Raw genomic sequence first — 17,089 nt, 5'->3', positions numbered from 1 at the left:
TATCTTGTATTTTAGCAAATCCACATATCTTTCTCAGATTTGGCATCGTTTTTAGAGATTCTATCAAAAGACTTGTCGTAGGGTAATTATAGACAACTTTGGCTACAAACGCTCTGCCAATTGCATACCTCTCCTTGAGTTTACGACCTATGCATTGACTGTCTACCCACCACATATGTCTTTCTATCTGAACTATCTCCAGGATTGTAACTAACTGCTTTTGTTTCTTGGTTATTGGATCGGTAAGTATTTCTTCCAACTCTGGGAACAGTACCCGTTGTATATTTCCTGCTAACCATGATATACTCTCTAATAACATTATGTTCTCCTTTTAATCTATTATATTTAGGTGTTATATTATAGCACAAAGAGAACTAAAAAAGGTTTAGTTTAGGAGTTTTGCAAGAGGCTCTATAGATTAAGATACTTAACAGGAGGTTAAACAATGATAATAGAACACGTCAAAGGTAGCGACATACCCACTGAATGGGCAAAAAAATTAGACATAGAGGCTGATGTAATATACACGGTGGATATTGATGTGGAAAAAGAAATGCCACCAGAGGAGATGTTTAGGGAAGATTTTATAAGAGAAATGGAGGCACGGGACAAACAATATCAAGAGGGCAAAGGGACGTTATGCAGAACCAGGGAAGAGAGTGATGCTTTTTTCAGAGAGGCGTGGGGTGAGTAAATACAGCGGGTTTTACCTGGATGGCTTTAAAAAAGACATTAAGGCAATTAAGAACAACTTTGAGCTGCGGGAAAGATTAAATTAGAAAAGATTGGGGAGGTGTTGGAGAATCCTTATCACTACAAACCGCTTCGAAATATTCGAGAGTTCAAATAGGCAGTTATGTGTTGATATTTGAGATAAAAGAAGAAGAAAAAAATATAGTTTTTCATTCAATTAGTCATCACAATAAGGCATATAAAGAAGAATAGAAGCGGGGTGCCCTTCCAAATATATCCGGGGAGACAAGAAAGTTATGGTTATTTAATCTTTAGTACGAGCCTTTTCTGTATGGTTATCCAGGTCGTCAATTTCTTTCTCCGCAACAGAGCTATAAACCAGCCTGTGCATTTATTCTTGCCTTTCTCCTTGCGCTATAATTCTCAATAGTCCAGGGTAGGTTTGTCTTTTCGCTCCGCTATGATTCGCAGGGCGTGTAAATCCTCGATTAACTCCTCTACCCGCCTTAACTCCTCTATGTCAACAATGGCCGCTATTCTGAGTCCTTGACCGTCTGTCACATATTGAGTTACACGGATAAGCCCGATGTCATGTTCTTGCTCTATCGTCGCAGGCATGTCTTCCCTCCTTCTCCTCATTGTTAGTCCACCATACAGAAGAAAAGAAGGAGGGCGGCTCTGCCCCCTCCTCAGACCTCCACTGCAAGGGGACCAGTCCCCTTAACCCCATTTTACCATGCTTTTTTAATAAGGCTACTCGTCTCTGCCAAAAAAAAAGATGACGCCAAAAAAAGTAATTGAAATTTATAGTTGGAATCTGCTTTAATAAATAATTACTGTTGGTAAAGCGATATTAAAAAAACTAATGTGGAAGACTAAATTGAGAAAAGACGATATCGAGCAATCAGACAAGCTAAAGGAACTAAGGAGCCGTATTGATGCCATAGACGAGCAGGTGCTGAACTTGCTCAACGCCAGAGCCAATCTTGCTATGGACATAGCAAAGGTTAAGAAGGAAAACAACTTCGACTTCTATAACCCCAGCAGAGAAAGAGAGATTATCGAAACACTCCAGAAGATGAACAAGGGGCCGTTTCCAAACTGTGCCCTGCGCGTGATCTTTAAGGAGATATTCTGCGCCTCTCTTGCGCTAGAACAACCCCGTACAGTGGCATACCTGGGACCGCAGGCAACCTATACGCATCAGGCGGCGCTAAAATACTTCAGCTCTTCGTGCAAGTTCCTGCCGACAAAGAGCATCCGTGAGGTGTTTGAAAAGGTTGACTCCGATGTGGCCTCCTTTGGGGTTGTCCCCATAGAGAACTCCAACGAAGGGGCTATCAACTACACGCTCGATATGTTTATGGACTTCAACCTCAAGGTCTATGCCGAAATACTCCTGTCGATATGCCACAACCTGCTCTCCAGGGTAAGGGATAAGGCCGAAATCACCAAGGTGTACTCCCACCCCCAGGCACTGGCACAGTGCAGGGACTGGTTGGAGCGGAACATGTTGGGAGTGCCCATCTACGACTCTGCAAGCACTGCCCAGGCAGCAAGCATGGCAGCGGAGGAGATCGGTTCTGCCGCCATCGGCAGCGAATTGGCCGGTAAAATGTACGACCTCAACTTCGTGGAAAGAAACATCGAAAATATAAAAGACAATGTGACCCGCTTCCTTATCATCTCAAAGGAATCGCAGGACAGAAGCGGACACGATAAGACGTTGATTATGTTTTCCGTAAAAGATGAGCCGGGGGCGCTATATGAAATACTCACCCCCTTTAAGAAACAAAAGATAAACATGACAAAGATAGAGTCCAGACCGACCAAGAGAAAGGCGTGGGATTATGTCTTCTTTGCCGACATAGAAGGCCATATTGAGGACAAAAAGGTCAAAAAAGCCCTCGATGCTATTAAGAAACGAAGCGTTCTGCTCAAAATACTAGGCTCCTATCCACAAGTTGACCAAATTGAAAGATAGTACGTTAAGACCGCCAGAGTATATAAGTAAGATAACCCCCTATATACCGGGGAAACCGATAGAAGAGTTGGAGCGGGAACTTGGCATCAGCAATTGCATAAAGCTGGCCTCCAATGAAAATCCTCTTGGGCCTTCCCCCTTGGCTATTGAGGCAATGCAGATAGGGCTTGCGGGCCTGAACCGATATCCCGACGGTGGAGCATATCGCCTCAAGGCTGCCCTCGGCGGAGTCTATGGAGTGGATGCGCAGGAAATAGTCATCGGTCATGGCTCAAACGAACTCCTGGATATAGCAGTAAGGACATTTATGCCGGCCACAGAGGACAATATCTATAACAACATCATGGCCGACCCGTCTTTTATTGTCTACTACAACTCCACGGTCAAGGCCGCCGGTACGGCCGTAAAGGTGCCGCTTACGAACGACTACAGGCACGATCTGCCTGCCATGGCGGCGAAGATCAACGGCAAGACCAGGATAATTTTTATCGCCAATCCCAATAATCCCACCGGTACGATTGTCGGAGCAGAGGAGTTTGATATCTTCATGCGGGGCATCCCTGATAACGTCCTGGTGGTGGTGGATGAGGCATACTACGAGTATGTCACCGACACGACATACCCCGACACTATGAGGTATTTCAGAGAGGGATATCCAATCCTGATTCTGAGGACGTTTTCAAAGATATACGGACTGGCGGGCCTGAGAATAGGCTACGGGATAGCCAACCGTTTAACAGTTGCCGAGATGGACAAGGTCAGAGAGCCGTTTAACACGAGTTCGGTTGCCCAGGCAGCGGCCATCGGGGCGCTTAAGGACACTGAACACATCAGAAAATCAGTAACCGTCAACGAGGCGGGCAAGGCGTACCTCTATGAACAATTAAGGCATCTGCCGGTAGAGTTCATACCCACACAGGGGAACTTTATATACGTTGATTTAAAGGTCGATGCCAATAATATCTATAATAAACTGCTACAACGCGGTGTTATCGTACGACCGATGGGAAAGACGATCATACGGGTGACAATCGGTTTACAAAATGAAAATGAAACTTTTATGCGGAACTTAAGGGAGGTCTTGTAGATGGACATTATTGTGTTAAAGAGGACGGCAGTGCAAGAAGAGATAGACAATATCGTCAAGAAGCTGGAGTCCAAGGGGTTGAGCGCCAATATCTCAACGGGCACCGAGAAGACGATAATTGGAGTTATCGGTGACACGTCCAAGATATCGGAGGAAGAGGTCGATTCGGTCAGGGCAATGAGGGGGGTTGAGGAGTGTCTCCGTATCGTGAAACCTTACAGATTGGCCAGCAGGGATTTTAAGAAGGACGATACGATCATAGACGTCAACGGAGTGAAGATCGGCGGCAACAAATTGGTGGTGATAGCCGGTCCCTGTGCGATAGAGAGCAGGGCAATCCTCATGTCCATAGCCGAAAAGGTCAAGGATGCCGGAGCGAGTTTCGTCCGTGGTGGAGCCTTTAAGCCGCGTACGTCGCCATATACCTTCCAGGGTCTGGGCGAAGAGGGGCTGAAGATACTGGTGGAGGCACGGCAGCATACCAATATGCCAATCGTAACCGAACTGATGGACCCCCGTGACCTGATGACGATGGTCAAGTACGCCGATATCATACAGATAGGGACGCGTAACATGCAGAACTTCCGGTTGCTCCTGGAGGTTGGTATGACGGACAAACCCGTGCTGTTAAAGCGCGGCATGTCGGCGACAATCAAGGAGTGGCTGATGGCGGCTGAGTATATAATGTCCCGGGGCAACCACAAGGTGATCCTCTGTGAGCGTGGAATCAGGACGTTTGAGACGACAACACGCAATACGCTTGATCTGAGCGCCATCCCGGTGCTAAAGCAGTTGACCCACCTGCCTGTAATCGTAGACCCCTCCCACGCCGTTGGCAGATGGGACCTGGTCCCGCCAATGGCAAAAGCGGCCGTGGCAGCCGGAGCCGATGGCCTCCTGATAGAGGTGCATACCAATCCGGAGGAGGCATACTCCGACGGTGAACAGTCACTGAAACCGGATGTCTTCAAGGAACTCATGGAACAACTAAAGCCTGTGGCAAAGGCTGTAGGGCGTGAAATTTGAGCAATGTGTCAATAAATACAGTGTGAGGTCATGGCCGTTTGGTTTTTAAGAAGATAAGTATAATCGGGATAGGGTTGATGGGTGCATCCTTTGCAATGGCCATAAAGGAGAAGGCTCTTGCTCAGAGGGTCTGCGGATACGGAAGGAATGAGAACAATCTAAAGAGGGCAAAAGACAAGGGTATTATTGATGAGTACGGTTTGACTATCGGGGAGGTTGGGCAAGGTTGTAACCTGCTTGTATTTGCCTCACCGGTAGGGGTCTTCCTCGAGCTTGCCAGGGAGATAGCCCCGTATCTGAGTAAAGGCGCCATCGTCAGTGACATGGGAAGCGTCAAGGGTGAACTCGTTTACGAAATGGAAGAAACAATGCCCCCGGGTGTCTCCTATGTGGGCGCCCATCCAATAGCAGGCAATGATAAATCCGGTCTGGATGCCGCAGTGCCCGACCTCTTCAAAAACGTAAACTGTATAGTCACGCCCACCAACAACACAAACGAAACGGCCCTAGCAATCGTCTCCGACCTGTGGAAAACCCTTGGATGCAACGTCAGAACACTCACTCCGGAGAAACACGATGAAATCTTCTCCGCCATAAGCCATATGCCACACGTGGCCGCCTATGCACTGGTCAATGCCATCAAGATGATAGATGAACAATACCTGAACTTCTCCGGTACCGGCTTTCTTGATACCACGCGTATCGCAATGAGTTCCCCACAGATGTGGATAGACATATGTATGTTAAACAAGGACACTATCATCAGGCACCTGGCAAAATACATGGAGGTCATAAACACTATAACAGACGCCATAAAAACCAATGACAAAGACGCCCTACGAAAACAGTTTGATCAGGCAAGAACTTTGAGACTAAACCTGGACAGGTCTAAAAACGCAATCTTGAATAAAGAGTGACGGATATGAAAAATAATATGAAAAGCATCAGCCTGACAAAGGCGAAATCGGGTCTCAGAGGTGAGATCGTCAGTCCGCCGGATAAATCGCTGTCCCACCGGGCGGTGTTTATTGCCTCTATGGCAAAGGGCGTGTCGGTGATAAAGAACTTTCTCATGGCCGGTGACCCCCTCAGTACGGTCCATGCCTTCAGCAGTCTGGGTGTGCAAATAGGGATGCAGCAGGACGGCATAGAGGTCCACGGCTGCGGCCTGGACGGTTTCAGTGAACCGTGGAACATCATCGATTGTGGTAATTCGGGTACAACCATGAGGCTGTTGACAGGGGTATTGGCCAGTCGTCCGTTTTTTTCGGTACTAACGGGGGATGATTCTCTGAGAAATCGCCCCATGTCGCGTGTCATACTGCCCCTGAAACAGATGCAGGCAGAAATCTATGCACGAGGCAATGACCGCCTGCCACCTATCGCCATAAAAGGTTGCCGATTAACCCCCATCACGTATGAAATGCCAGTGGCCTCGGCCCAGGTGAAATCGGCGATACTCCTTGCGGGATTGTCCATTGACGGGGGGTACACGGAGGTGACGGAACCCATAAAGTCGCGTGACCATACCGAAAGGATGCTCAGTGCCTTTGGCGCCGATGTAAAGGTCGATGACCTGAGAGTTGGCATCAACGGTGGTGCACACATGACAGGACGCAATATAACATTGCCGGGGGATTTCTCATCGGCGGCATTTTTCATTACGGCGGCAATTATCACGGAAGGTTCGCAGCTTTCAATCAAACAGACCGGTATAAACCCCACGCGTATCGGTTTCCTTGACGTCGTCAGGGAGATGGGTGCTAACGTCGAAACTCAGGACGTGCAAGACCTCTGCGGCGAACCCACCGCCAACCTGCTGTGCAAGTTCACCGGCGACCTGAAACCCTTTAAGATAGACAAGGACAGGGTCCCCTCACTCATAGACGAGTTCCCCTTGCTCTGTCTACTGGCAACCCAGGCCCACGGTGTCTCCGTAATCAGGGGCGCCAAGGAGCTTCGCGTCAAGGAGTCTGACAGGATATCCGCAATGGTGTTGGCCCTGGAGAGTATGGGCGTCTCCGTCGAGGAGTACGACGACGGTGTGGCCATCGAAGGGCCGGTGCAACTCAAAGGCGCCCGCATACAGAGCTACAACGACCACCGCATAGCCATGACCTTCGCCGTGGCCGCACTCATTGCCGATGGAGAAACAATCATAGACGGAGCCGATGCAGCGGAGATATCTTTTCCGGACTTTTATACCCAGCTAAACAGGCTTGCAGGGTTGTAGACGGATGCTTTGCAGACAATTTACAATAATAAAATATACGGTGCATTTATTTGAATAAGATAATAGCGATAGACGGACCATCGGGTGCCGGCAAGAGCACAATAGCCCGGGAACTCTCTGCCAGACTCGGTTATGAGTACCTGGACACTGGGGCCTTTTACCGTGCAGTCGCCCTGAAACTCAAACAGTCTGGCATTGGGCAAAACGCCTCAGACCAACAGATAGGCGATGTCCTCAGAGATACACGCTTTGAGTTTACAGACGGGGAGCTGTTGCTTGACACCGTGTCGGTGTCAACCGCCATACGGACCCCGGAAATAGGCATGTTGGCGTCGGTGTTTTCGGCCAGAAAGGTCGTGCGAGACTCCCTGATAAGCGTGATCAGAACCTGCGTCCAGGACAAGGACGTCGTGGCAGAGGGCAGAGACACCACCACGGTGGTCTTCCCACAGGCATGGCTAAAATTATACATAACGGCCTCAACCGATGTCCGTGTGCGCAGGAGATTTAAACAACTGCGGGATTATCAGATAGAAACCGACCTGCATGAGGCAACGGACGATATCATTAAACGTGACCAGCGAGACTCCGAAAGAGAACTTGCCCCGTTGGCAAAGGCGCAAGACGCAGTTGTGATAGACACCTCCGATATGGACATCGAAGAGGTATTGCAAGGGATATTAAGGATTGTTGCAGATAGATAAGACATGAAGATAACAGTGGCAAAGAGAGCGGGATTTTGTTTTGGCGTAAAGCGGGCGGTCAATATTGCCTTTGACATGGCCTCAAAAAAAGAAGGGGTCTGTACCCTAGGGCCAATCATACACAACCCGCAACTGGTAAAGCGCCTCGAAGAGCAGGGTGTTCATTGCGTAAATGAACCCCACGAGGACATGAAGTCGGTCATTATCAGGACGCATGGTATACCCATACAAATGCACGACAGGATTGTCGATATGGGGATAGAGGTCATAGATGCAACCTGCCCGTTCGTAAAAAAGGCTCAACAGTATGCCAAACTCCTGAAGGAGGAAAACTACCAGGTTATCATCCTGGGAGAGAGCGTCCACCCGGAAGTGAAGTCGATCATGAGTTACGTCGGACAAGGCGTCATCGTGGTGGAAGACGAGCATGTGCCAGAGAGACTAAAAACCAGGGTGGGCATAGTGGTGCAGACAACCCAACCGGTATCTGCGTTAAAGCGGCTTCTGAACAATATAGTCGAAAGAGTCAAAGAGATCAAGATTTATAACACTATATGTAATTCAACCGCCCTGCGTCTGAAAGAGACCAGCGAGATATCGAGCAACGTGGATGTCATGATAGTAGCCGGTGGCAGAAACAGCGCAAACACAACTCAGTTGGCCAATCACTGTCAGGGCATCGGGGTCAGGACGTACCATATAGAAATGGCATCGGAGCTGGAACCCTCCTGGTTTAACGGAGTAAATCACGTCGGCGTTACGGCAGGCGCCTCAACGCCCGATTGGATCATAGAAGAGATAATAGAAAGAATTAATAATATAGGGGGCTTAACAGGCAATGGAATTACATAACAACGACTTGGCAGAACTTTACGCCGGCACTTTCAAGAGCATCGAAACCGGAATGATCATCACGGGCAAGATAGTAACCAAACGACCCGATACGGTGGTGGTAGACATTTCGTATAAATCCGAAGGATTTATTCCCATTGATGAGTTCACCGAGTCGGAACTTGAGGCATTAAAGGTGGGTCAGGAAATAGAGGTCCTGGTCACCGAAATGAGAGATGCAGAGGGGTCTTTGACCCTTTCCAAGAGCAGGGCACTGATGATGAGGGCACAGAAGTCCCTCCAGGAGTCCTTTGAGGCGGGCACAACCGTGGAGGGAAAGATCGTGGATAAGACCAAGGGCGGTTTTTTCGTGGATATCTACGGTGTAAGGGCGTTTCTGCCGGCCTCCCAGTATGACGTAAAGCCTGCAAAGACAGAGGTCATTGGCATTGTCTGTCCCTTTAAGGTCATAAAGATAGGCAATAAGATGAACAACGTCATCGTCTCCAGGCGCGCCGTCATAGAGGAAGAACGGGAAAAGAAAAAGCAGATCACCCGTGCTACCATAAAAGAAGGTTCTCTCATCAAGGGGTTCGTAAAAAACGTCACCGACTACGGCGTCTTTATAGACCTTGGAGAGATCGATGGTCTGCTGCATATATCGGATATATCTTGGGGACGGATAAATCACCCCTCCGAGTTCTTCAACGTCAACGACGAAGTAGAGGTCGTCGTCCTGAAGTATGAGCCGGAGACGGAAAAGATAACGCTCGGCTATAAGCAGAAGAGACCCGACCCTTGGCTTGACGTCGAAAACAAGTACACCGAAGGCAAGGTCGTTGAGGGCAAGGTCGTTGGCATAACCGATTATGGCGCATTTATCGAAATAGAGGAGGGCGTTGAGGGCCTGGTGCACGTTAGCGAACTGGACTGGTCAACGAGACCGGGACATCCTTCAAAGTACCTCGAGGTCGGCAGACTGGTAAATGTGGTCGTCTTAAAGATAGAAAAGGAAAACAGACGCATATCCTTAGGCATCAAGCAACTCAAGCCAAAGCCCTGGGATCTCGTCGCAGAGAGATATACCGTCAACCAGCGTGTCACGGGGAAGGTACGCACGATCACCGATTTTGGCGTCTTTGTCGGTATGCCCGAGGGCGTGGATGCCCTTATCCACATATCCGACATCTCATGGACCAAGCACATAAAGCATCCCTCGGAGGTCTTTAAGCTGCGCCAGAAGGTCGAGGCTATCGTCTTGAGTCTGGAGCCGGAAAAAGAACGAATGCTCCTGGGCATCAAGCAACTGACGCAAGACCCCTGGGTAGGGGATATCCCTGAACGCTTTAAGGTAGGCGACGAGGTCAACTGCAAAATTCTGAGAATAACCGAACACGGCCTCTTTGTTGAAATCGAGGGCTGCGTGGAAGGTCTCATCTATGCCTCCGAAATCGCCAAGCAGCAAGACAAGGAGTATGCAGAGGGTGAGATCATAAAGTCCAAGATCATAAAACTGGACATCGATCAAAGAAAGATCGGCCTGAGTATGATCAACTACACCAAAAAAGGCTCAAAAGAGGAATGAAGAAGGTCTTGCTCTTTTTTTCGGCGATCTTTATTATTATAGCCGTAATAAGCCTGATACTGTCTCTGTTGACACACCGGGTGGTGTTGGGAGACAAGATAGCCCTCATAAAGGTCGAGGGCATAATCCTCAGCTCTACCGATACGGTAAAGGAGATAAAGAAGTATCGTGATGATCCTGCGATAAAGGCAATCGTCTTAAGCGTGGACAGTCCCGGGGGGGCAGTCGTACCCTCTGCCGAGATATATGATGAGGTCAGAAAGACGGTAAAAAAGAAAAAAGTGGTAGTCTCTATGGGGTCGCTGGCGGCCTCTGGTGGCTACTACATATCGTCGCCCGCCTCAAAGATAATAGCCAATCAGGCAACCATCACAGGCTCTATCGGGGTTATCATGGAGATGGCCAATCTCAGCGGTCTTATGGACAAGATTGGCATCAAGAGCGAAGTAATAAAGAGCGGTCGGTATAAAGACTTGGCCTCTTTGTACAGGGGTGTTGGTAAGGAGGAGCGTGAGATACTACAGGGCGTACTCGATGACATCCACGGGCAATTCATCGAGGCGGTGGCGGAGGGCAGAAAGATGCCCTTTGACAGGGTCAGTGGCATTGCCGATGGCCGCATCTTTACCGGTAAACAGGCCCTCGAACTCGGCCTCATAGACAAAATCGGTACCCTCCAGGATGCCATAAGAGAGGCCGCCGATATGGTCGGTATCAAGGGGGAACCTCAGATTGTTACAAAAAAGGACGACTTCTCTCTGAACGAGCTGCTGTCAAACAAGCTCGGAGACCTGTTGCCCGTAAGCCGTGCATATCCAAGGATCAACTACAGGATGATGTTTTGAATTACCGCAAGATCGGAGAAACTCAATGACCAAATCAGAGCTGATCGCCGTGGTTATGGAAAAATCGCCGGGATTGACCAAGACACAAACGGAATTTGTGATAGAGGCATTTTTCCGCTGCATCATGGATGCCCTTGACAGTGGGGACAAGGTTGAAATCCGCGGATTTGGAAATTTTCGCCTCAAGGACAGGGCATCGCGTAAGGCACGAAACCCAAAAACTGGCGAAATAGTCGAGGTCCCGGCCAAAAAGGTACTGCACTTCAAAATGGGCAAGGAACTGCGCGAGTTAATCAACGCCTAAGGCCAACACAACCCAACCACCTGCACATGAAACGACGTGACTTCCTTAGGAGGGCTGTAAAGGCCGTACTTGTTTCAGCAGCTCTCATATCCTCTTCTCTTGCGGCGTTGTTCATATACCCTGCCAAGGTAAGACAGAAGGAGATAACCATGTATGAGTGTTTGAGTGAGGAAGAGCTGCCCCGGCGGGGGGTACGGCGTCTGGATATCGAACTCGACAGCAAGGGTCGTCGTGCCGCCGTGTTTATCGTGGCACATGCGGATAAGTGCTTTGCCCTCTCCCCTGTGTGTACGCACTTGGGTTGTCTGGTTACCTTCAGCAGACACAAAAATGCCTTTATCTGTCCCTGTCACGGGGGCAAGTATGACGTCGAGGGAAACGTCATCGGAGGGCCGCCTCCTCGGGCGTTGACCCGCCTGCCAATGAGGGTGGATCAGGGGAAGGTCTACATAGGATTAAAGGTTTAACGTGGGCAGAGGTTTTGACTGGATAGATGACAAGTTTCACGTAAAGGCGCCTCATAAGCGTTTTTTGCAGCGACGCATACCGCCCGGCCTTTCCTACATGTACTGTTTGGGAGGGGCGGCGTTCTGTTTTTATATGGTCTTGTTTGTCACGGGACTGTTACTCTCCATGTACTACATCCCCTCTGAGACGGAGGCCTATGACAGCATCCTGCACCTGCAGCGGGAGGTCAACCTCGGATGGTTCATACGCTCACTGCACAAGTGGTCGGCCACGTTTCTGATCCTGTGTATCTTGGCACACACGCTGCGGGTCTTTTACAGCAAGGCCTACAGACCCCCCAGGGAGTTAAACTGGATCGTGGGGACCATGGCTCTGGTGCTGTCCTTTGCCTCCGGCTTTACGGGATACCTGCTGCCCTGGGACCAGAAGGCCTATTGGGCCACCGAAGTTGGTACCTCGATGGCCGGCACGGTTCCGGTGGTTGGCCCGTTGCTGCTAAACCTCGTCCGTGGGGGGGGGACGTCAGTCAGGCTACGTTGAGCAGGTTTTACAGCATCCATGTCCTGTGGTTGCCTGCGGCAATGTCGATCCTCCTGTGGGCGCACTTCCACATGATCAAGCGACAAGGCATCAAAAGACCCCTTTAATTGTCCCGGTGTGGACCGCTGTTTTGGGTTACTGACAAAATTATGTTAATTTATTGTATAATCTAATACAGCACGAGAGATGGCGGACAGACAACGCAATAAGATTATAGTAGTGGAAGACAGCATTACGCAACGAGAGATGCTTAGGCGTTTTCTTGAGGGTGAGGGGTTTGCGGTACTAACGGCGAAAAATGGGATTGAGGGGTTGGAAGCGATAAAGAAACACGGCCCGGAGATCGTTATAAGCGATGTTGCGATGCCATTAAAAGATGGTTATGAAATGTGTCGTGATATCAAGAACAATAACGATCTAAGTGAGACGCCGGTTATATTGCTTACTCAGTTTTCGGCTACGGAGGATATCATACGTGGCCTTGATTGTGGGGCAGACAACTTTATTGTCAAGCCATACGATGAGAAGCAGCTTTTAAATAGCATCCAGTTTCTCCTTGCAACCAGGGCGATAAGCAAAAACGATATGCTCGACATCGGCATAGACTTGCACCTCAGTGGCAAGAGCTATACAATCACCTCCAGTCGCAGGCAGATATTGAACGTCCTGATCTCTACGTATGAGAGTGCGGTGCATCAGAATCAAATCCTTATGAAGACCCAGGCTGAACTCAATGACAAGACCAGCCAACTGGAGGAGTTAAACAGGAGGCTTGAGGAGCGGGTTGCCCGCGAGATAGACAAACGCATAGAGCATGAGTATATACTCTTGCAGCAGTCCAAACTTGCGGCCATGGGGGAGATGATGGGCATGATTGCACATCAGTGGCGGCAACCCCTTAACGGTCTTAGTTTGATCCTGCAGGATATGAAGGACGCATCAGATTTTGATGAACTCAACAAGGCATATGTCGATAAGTCTCTGACTGACGCTATGGAACAAGTAGAGTTTATGGTAAAGACTACGGACGACTTCAGAGAGTTTTACAGACCAAGCAAGCTGAAAGAGAACTTTGACATACTCGGCACCGTCAGAGATGTGTTGTCAATAATCCAGTTTCAACTGAAAAATCAGGCTATAAAATTCCGGGTACAATGCACCTGTTCACAGGAGACCGTTACGGTTGAAAATGACCTGGCAATTCCCTCCTGTAGCCACGGACTGATGAAAGTCTACGGTTATCCAAACGAACTCAAACACGTGTTCATGAATATCATAAACAACGCAAAAGACGCCATTGTCAGCAGAAAGCAGGGCAATACCCCCGGTTGTCCCACAGACGGTTTGATATCGATCCTTATATCGACAGAGTATGACAGCATTGTTGTCAGGATAAGCGACAACGGTGGTGGCATTGAGGAAACGGTGATGGATAAGATATTTGAGCCCTACTATACGACTAAAGATCAGGCAGGGACGGGTATTGGTCTGTACATATCGAAGTTGATTGTGGTCAAAAACATGAGGGGCAGGCTTTATGCCGAAAATAACGAAATTGGTGCCACTTTTACAATGGAGTTGCCCAGGGAGAAGAAATTCTTATAACGAAAAATATACGCAAGGAGGTAACACTTATGGTTCAAAGGCGCGGGTCCTATAAACCCAAACGGACCGTAAAGAAACCCATCGGTGACAGACCTATAGAAGAGATCGTGCGACAGTTGAAGGCAAGCACGCAGTCTGACTCCAACTACCGTGAGGAGTCGCTCCGGATTCACGGTCTGATCTGTGCCAAGTGTGGCAGGGAGTTTGGTCCAAAGGACAGGCAAATGCTCACCGTACACCACAAGGACGGAAACCACGATAACAACCCCGCTGATGGCTCAAACTGGGAAAACCTGTGCATCTACTGTCACGAGGATGAGCACTCCAGGGGAATACTTGCTGATTATCTGAGGGGCAGATAGCTCAGATAAGTTCTCCAAGCGGGAACGGTGACCCCGCAAGGCGGGAGCGGAGGCCAGGCAGATAGCTCAGATAAGTTCTCCAAGCCCGTTGATTACATGTTAAAGAGGGTTGTTGTTTGGTGCGTGTGGTGTTTGCTTATTGCTGGTGCGGTGGGCGCCAATGTTTATGCGCAACAGCGGACAATTGTCTTTGCGCAGCCGGCAAGTTCTCCGCCATTTGCCTACGTTGACAAGGATGGCCTGCCTCGGGGGCTTGTCATCGATTACTGGAATCTCTGGGCGGCACGAAACAACGTCAAAGTGCAGTTTGTCCTAGGTGAGCTTCATGAAAGCCTCCGGATGGTCAGTCAGGGCAGGGCTGAAGTTGTGGGGGGGATTTTGCGGTCCAGTCAGAGGGAGGCGTTTCTGGAATTTTCTGAGGGTTTTCTTGAGCTCAAGGTATGCCTGTATGTCCCTGTGGGGCAAGCGGCAAGCAATCTGCAAGACCTCAGGGGGATGCACGTTGCCATAGTGCGTGACCATGTTGCCATAGACTACGTAAAGGACAAGTATCCTTTCCTCAGCATTAGCACCTTTGACAACTATGAGGATATGTTTAACGCCCTCAGCAACAATGACACCTATGGTTTTGTCAGCGATTTCTACACGGCCAAGCACTACATGACCAGGACTGACTCCATTGGTAAGTACAGGGTTGCCAGGACGCTGTTTACGGGGAGGTTGATGGCGGCCGTAAGGCGTGGCAACACCGCCATGCTGACCTATATCAACGACGGTATGAAAAAGATACAGCGCAGCGAAATAGAGGCTATCTGCAATGTATGGATTGGTGAGAACTCGGCGTTTCCGGTCTGGCTTCCGCGGTTGTTGGTAGGGGGAGGGTTTACGGCGCTTATTCTGGGGTTGATCGTATACATATTTGTGTTGAGGGTTCGGTTGAGGGTCAAGACTGGGGGGCTAAAAGAGGCCATTGAGCGCATCAGGGACAGGGACGAAACGCTCGAACTCGTGGTACGTTCTGACCGGTTGACGGGGCTTTCCAATCGCCTGGACGTCCGTGATAAGTTCAACTACCAGCAGGGTCTTTTTAAGCGATACCGGAGGTGTTTTTGCATTATCCTGTGCAGCATTGATGACATTGTTAGTGCTGCTTGTGAGCAGCAGTGCATGGACTTGATGCTCGTGGAGGTTTCAAGGAGGTTGAAGGCTGCTGTCAGGGGGCAGGACATTGTGGGCAGGTGGTCTGTGGAGGAGTTTATACTTATTTTGCCGGAGACTGACCTTGAGGGAGGTTCGCATATTGCCGAAAAGCTCCGTAAGACAATAGCAGAGCACAAGTTCGTCTATAAGGGCTGTAAGATTGCCATCACAATGACCTTTGGCCTGAGCCTCTACAACACCGACATGACCATAGACGATTGCATAAGGCAGGCCGGCGAATGTCTCTACATAGGTAAAAAAAGCGGCTCCAACATGGTAGTTGGCGTTAATACGTAAGATGACACTTTTTAATTGAGTGAGTAGTCTCCAATGAATAAGTTTATAGAGCGTTTCAATTGCGTACAATACAAAAAAAAGAATGGAGGGCTTTGCTCTCCCTCAGACCCACCCACAAGGGAGCACGGCCCCCTTGACCCCGTAAAAATGCCACGTACTTTGTATTTAATCAACTCGAAACGCTCTATATATCCCACATAGTTCAGATGAAACTCAGGGTAAAGGATGAGGCGTCAAAAGCCTTAGTTGCTTTATATCCCACATAGTTCAGATGAAACGTTGACGCTTGGGGTCATAGCCGATCTGATATTTCCTTTATATCCCACATAGTTCAGATGAAACGTCTATCAGTTTTTTGATCCAGTGATTTTCATCAACCTTTATATCCCACATAGTTCAGATGAAACGCGGGCAGCACATGTGAACGCTCAGGACGAGCATTACTTTATATCCCACATAGTTCAGATGAAACTTAAGGCATCCTCAAAGGTAAACGTACCGATAACCTCTTTATATCCCACATAGTTCAGATGAAACGTGGTCATGGAATAGAAACAGAGAGCATGTAGAGTTCTTTATATCCCACATAGTTCAGATGAAACCAGCATTATCAGCGGTTATGTCAATAACCCGTTTACCTTTATATCCCACATAGTTCAGATGAAACTTGACATACCATTGCTGCGATATAGGCTTACTACCCTTTATATCCCACATAGTTCAGATGAAACTATCAAACGTGTTGTCGTTTATCTGACTTAACACGCTTTATATCCCACATAGTTCAGATGAAACCGTCTACCCACCATATATGCGTTCTGCATGTTAGTCCTTTATATCCCACATAGTTCAGATGAAACGAGACAACACTAAGGATTTGTCCACAAATAACTTGTACAAATGGTGTCTAAATATGTTATGATCAAAAAGTGCAAAGCGATACCGAACTTATGATACAAAGAAAATTTGAAGTACTCAAAGATGTTTTAGACGAACAAGGCAGACGAATGTGGGCTGCAGTGGAAGCCGAGGCATTGGGACGAGGAGGAGTTACTTCAGTTTCCAGATCTACTGGTCTTTCGCGGACAACGATATATGAAGGAATTAGACGTATTGCTGAATCAAAGGAAAAACCTTCAAAAGGGAAAAAGAAGATACGTTTACCTGGAGGTGGACGCAAGCCGGTTGTTGAAACAGACCCATCCGTGCTTGTAGATATTGAGGGGTTGGTAGATCCGGTTACCCGAGGAGACCCTGAGTCTCCATTACGGTGGACCTGTAAGAGTGTTCGTAATCTTGCTGTTGCTCTTCAAAACCAAGGACAT

Annotated in this window: 19 protein-coding genes, 1 pseudogene and 1 CRISPR repeat array; of the genes and pseudogenes, 18 read left to right on the top strand and 2 right to left on the bottom strand. The window is 48.7% G+C overall.

The window, feature by feature from the left end; translation table 11 throughout:
* Positions 1 to 319, bottom strand: a pseudogene (locus tag Mcas_RS15325) (IS5/IS1182 family transposase); the annotation flags it as partial.
* 126 nt (positions 320 to 445) lie between these two features.
* On the opposite strand from Mcas_RS15325, the gene Mcas_RS15320 reads away from it, so the two are divergent.
* Positions 446 to 694: a hypothetical protein gene (locus tag Mcas_RS15320; protein ID WP_040336427.1), complete on the top strand. Its 249-nt coding sequence runs from the start codon at positions 446 to 448 to the stop codon at positions 692 to 694.
* A gap of 422 nt (positions 695 to 1,116) precedes the next feature.
* Here Mcas_RS15320 and Mcas_RS15315 read toward each other — a convergent pair whose 3' ends face one another.
* Positions 1,117 to 1,311 carry a RelB antitoxin-like protein gene (locus tag Mcas_RS15315; protein WP_040336426.1) on the bottom strand — a complete coding sequence of 65 codons (195 nt, stop codon included), beginning with the start codon at positions 1,309 to 1,311 and terminating at the stop codon, positions 1,117 to 1,119.
* A 262-nt stretch (positions 1,312 to 1,573) separates the two neighbouring features.
* Between Mcas_RS15315 and pheA the strand changes: the two genes are divergently transcribed.
* The 17 genes from pheA to Mcas_RS17880 all read left to right on the top strand — a co-directional run.
* Complete coding sequence (pheA, locus tag Mcas_RS15310) at positions 1,574 to 2,677, top strand: prephenate dehydratase (RefSeq protein WP_235203664.1); 1,104 nt, start codon at positions 1,574 to 1,576, stop codon at positions 2,675 to 2,677.
* Positions 2,667 to 3,764 (top strand): histidinol-phosphate transaminase, encoded by a 1,098-nt coding sequence (gene hisC, locus Mcas_RS15305; RefSeq protein WP_040336425.1) that lies wholly within the window; start codon positions 2,667 to 2,669, stop codon positions 3,762 to 3,764. The genes pheA and hisC overlap by 11 nt, the downstream gene beginning before the upstream one ends.
* On the top strand, positions 3,765 to 4,790 hold the full coding sequence (aroF, locus tag Mcas_RS15300) for a 3-deoxy-7-phosphoheptulonate synthase (RefSeq protein ID WP_040336424.1): 1,026 nt from the start codon (positions 3,765 to 3,767) through the stop codon (positions 4,788 to 4,790).
* Positions 4,791 to 4,828: 38 nt separating this feature from the next.
* On the top strand, positions 4,829 to 5,707 hold the full coding sequence (locus tag Mcas_RS15295) for a prephenate dehydrogenase (RefSeq protein ID WP_040336423.1): 879 nt from the start codon (positions 4,829 to 4,831) through the stop codon (positions 5,705 to 5,707).
* A gap of 5 nt (positions 5,708 to 5,712) precedes the next feature.
* Positions 5,713 to 7,023: a 3-phosphoshikimate 1-carboxyvinyltransferase gene (gene aroA, locus Mcas_RS15290; RefSeq protein WP_235203663.1), complete on the top strand. Its 1,311-nt coding sequence runs from the start codon at positions 5,713 to 5,715 to the stop codon at positions 7,021 to 7,023.
* Positions 7,024 to 7,073: 50 nt separating this feature from the next.
* The gene (gene cmk, locus Mcas_RS15285) at positions 7,074 to 7,727 is read left to right on the top strand and encodes a (d)CMP kinase (RefSeq protein ID WP_040336422.1); all 654 of its coding nucleotides are present in this window, start codon (positions 7,074 to 7,076) and stop codon (positions 7,725 to 7,727) included.
* A 3-nt stretch (positions 7,728 to 7,730) separates the two neighbouring features.
* On the top strand, positions 7,731 to 8,579 hold the full coding sequence (ispH, locus tag Mcas_RS15280; RefSeq protein ID WP_040336421.1) for a 4-hydroxy-3-methylbut-2-enyl diphosphate reductase: 849 nt from the start codon (positions 7,731 to 7,733) through the stop codon (positions 8,577 to 8,579).
* The gene (locus Mcas_RS15275; protein ID WP_040336431.1) at positions 8,566 to 10,143 is read left to right on the top strand and encodes a 30S ribosomal protein S1; all 1,578 of its coding nucleotides are present in this window, start codon (positions 8,566 to 8,568) and stop codon (positions 10,141 to 10,143) included. The genes ispH and Mcas_RS15275 overlap by 14 nt, the downstream gene beginning before the upstream one ends.
* Positions 10,140 to 10,988: a signal peptide peptidase SppA gene (gene sppA, locus Mcas_RS15270; protein ID WP_040336420.1), complete on the top strand. Its 849-nt coding sequence runs from the start codon at positions 10,140 to 10,142 to the stop codon at positions 10,986 to 10,988. The genes Mcas_RS15275 and sppA overlap by 4 nt, the downstream gene beginning before the upstream one ends.
* Positions 10,989 to 11,013: 25 nt before the next feature.
* The gene (locus Mcas_RS15265; protein WP_040336419.1) at positions 11,014 to 11,292 is read left to right on the top strand and encodes an HU family DNA-binding protein; all 279 of its coding nucleotides are present in this window, start codon (positions 11,014 to 11,016) and stop codon (positions 11,290 to 11,292) included.
* Positions 11,293 to 11,441: 149 nt separating this feature from the next.
* Positions 11,442 to 11,759 carry a QcrA and Rieske domain-containing protein gene (locus Mcas_RS19010; protein ID WP_268749012.1) on the top strand — a complete coding sequence of 106 codons (318 nt, stop codon included), beginning with the start codon at positions 11,442 to 11,444 and terminating at the stop codon, positions 11,757 to 11,759.
* A 1-nt stretch (position 11,760) separates the two neighbouring features.
* The gene (locus Mcas_RS15255) at positions 11,761 to 12,300 is read left to right on the top strand and encodes a cytochrome b (RefSeq protein WP_052567559.1); all 540 of its coding nucleotides are present in this window, start codon (positions 11,761 to 11,763) and stop codon (positions 12,298 to 12,300) included.
* Positions 12,297 to 12,407: a hypothetical protein gene (locus Mcas_RS18905; RefSeq protein ID WP_235203662.1), complete on the top strand. Its 111-nt coding sequence runs from the start codon at positions 12,297 to 12,299 to the stop codon at positions 12,405 to 12,407. The genes Mcas_RS15255 and Mcas_RS18905 overlap by 4 nt, the downstream gene beginning before the upstream one ends.
* A gap of 79 nt (positions 12,408 to 12,486) precedes the next feature.
* Positions 12,487 to 13,905: a hybrid sensor histidine kinase/response regulator gene (locus Mcas_RS17200; RefSeq protein ID WP_052567558.1), complete on the top strand. Its 1,419-nt coding sequence runs from the start codon at positions 12,487 to 12,489 to the stop codon at positions 13,903 to 13,905.
* A 29-nt stretch (positions 13,906 to 13,934) separates the two neighbouring features.
* Positions 13,935 to 14,267, top strand: a complete 333-nt coding sequence (locus Mcas_RS15245; protein WP_040336418.1) for a YajD family HNH nuclease — start codon at positions 13,935 to 13,937, stop codon at positions 14,265 to 14,267.
* 27 nt (positions 14,268 to 14,294) lie between these two features.
* The gene (locus Mcas_RS15240; RefSeq protein ID WP_040336417.1) at positions 14,295 to 15,764 is read left to right on the top strand and encodes a transporter substrate-binding domain-containing diguanylate cyclase; all 1,470 of its coding nucleotides are present in this window, start codon (positions 14,295 to 14,297) and stop codon (positions 15,762 to 15,764) included.
* A gap of 184 nt (positions 15,765 to 15,948) precedes the next feature.
* A CRISPR array of direct repeats spans positions 15,949 to 16,624; the repeat unit is 29 nt; unit sequence CTTTATATCCCACATAGTTCAGATGAAAC.
* 90 nt (positions 16,625 to 16,714) lie between these two features.
* Positions 16,715 to 17,089 (top strand): ISAzo13-like element transposase-related protein (locus Mcas_RS17880; protein ID WP_435050993.1); only part of this gene is annotated, 375 nt, incomplete at its 3' end.

The organism is Candidatus Magnetobacterium casense, from assembly GCF_000714715.1.
Classification (GTDB): Bacteria; Nitrospirota; Thermodesulfovibrionia; order Thermodesulfovibrionales; family Magnetobacteriaceae; genus Magnetobacterium; species Magnetobacterium casense.
Note: the sequence above shows the minus strand (reverse complement) of the source record. Positions and strands in the feature narration are given on the sequence as shown.

Coding starts and splice junctions, on each gene's coding strand:
- ispH (WP_040336421.1), top strand. CDS start 7,731: ATGAAGATAACAGTGGCAAAGAGAGCGGGATTTTGTTTTGGCGTAAAG.
- Mcas_RS19010 (WP_268749012.1), top strand. CDS start 11,442: ATGTATGAGTGTTTGAGTGAGGAAGAGCTGCCCCGGCGGGGGGTACGG.
- aroA (WP_235203663.1), top strand. CDS start 5,713: ATGAAAAATAATATGAAAAGCATCAGCCTGACAAAGGCGAAATCGGGT.
- Mcas_RS15315 (WP_040336426.1), bottom strand. CDS start 1,311: ATGCCTGCGACGATAGAGCAAGAACATGACATCGGGCTTATCCGTGTA.
- aroF (WP_040336424.1), top strand. CDS start 3,765: ATGGACATTATTGTGTTAAAGAGGACGGCAGTGCAAGAAGAGATAGAC.
- Mcas_RS15320 (WP_040336427.1), top strand. CDS start 446: ATGATAATAGAACACGTCAAAGGTAGCGACATACCCACTGAATGGGCA.
- Mcas_RS15265 (WP_040336419.1), top strand. CDS start 11,014: ATGACCAAATCAGAGCTGATCGCCGTGGTTATGGAAAAATCGCCGGGA.
- Mcas_RS17200 (WP_052567558.1), top strand. CDS start 12,487: ATGGCGGACAGACAACGCAATAAGATTATAGTAGTGGAAGACAGCATT.
- Mcas_RS15275 (WP_040336431.1), top strand. CDS start 8,566: ATGGAATTACATAACAACGACTTGGCAGAACTTTACGCCGGCACTTTC.
- sppA (WP_040336420.1), top strand. CDS start 10,140: ATGAAGAAGGTCTTGCTCTTTTTTTCGGCGATCTTTATTATTATAGCC.
- Mcas_RS15245 (WP_040336418.1), top strand. CDS start 13,935: ATGGTTCAAAGGCGCGGGTCCTATAAACCCAAACGGACCGTAAAGAAA.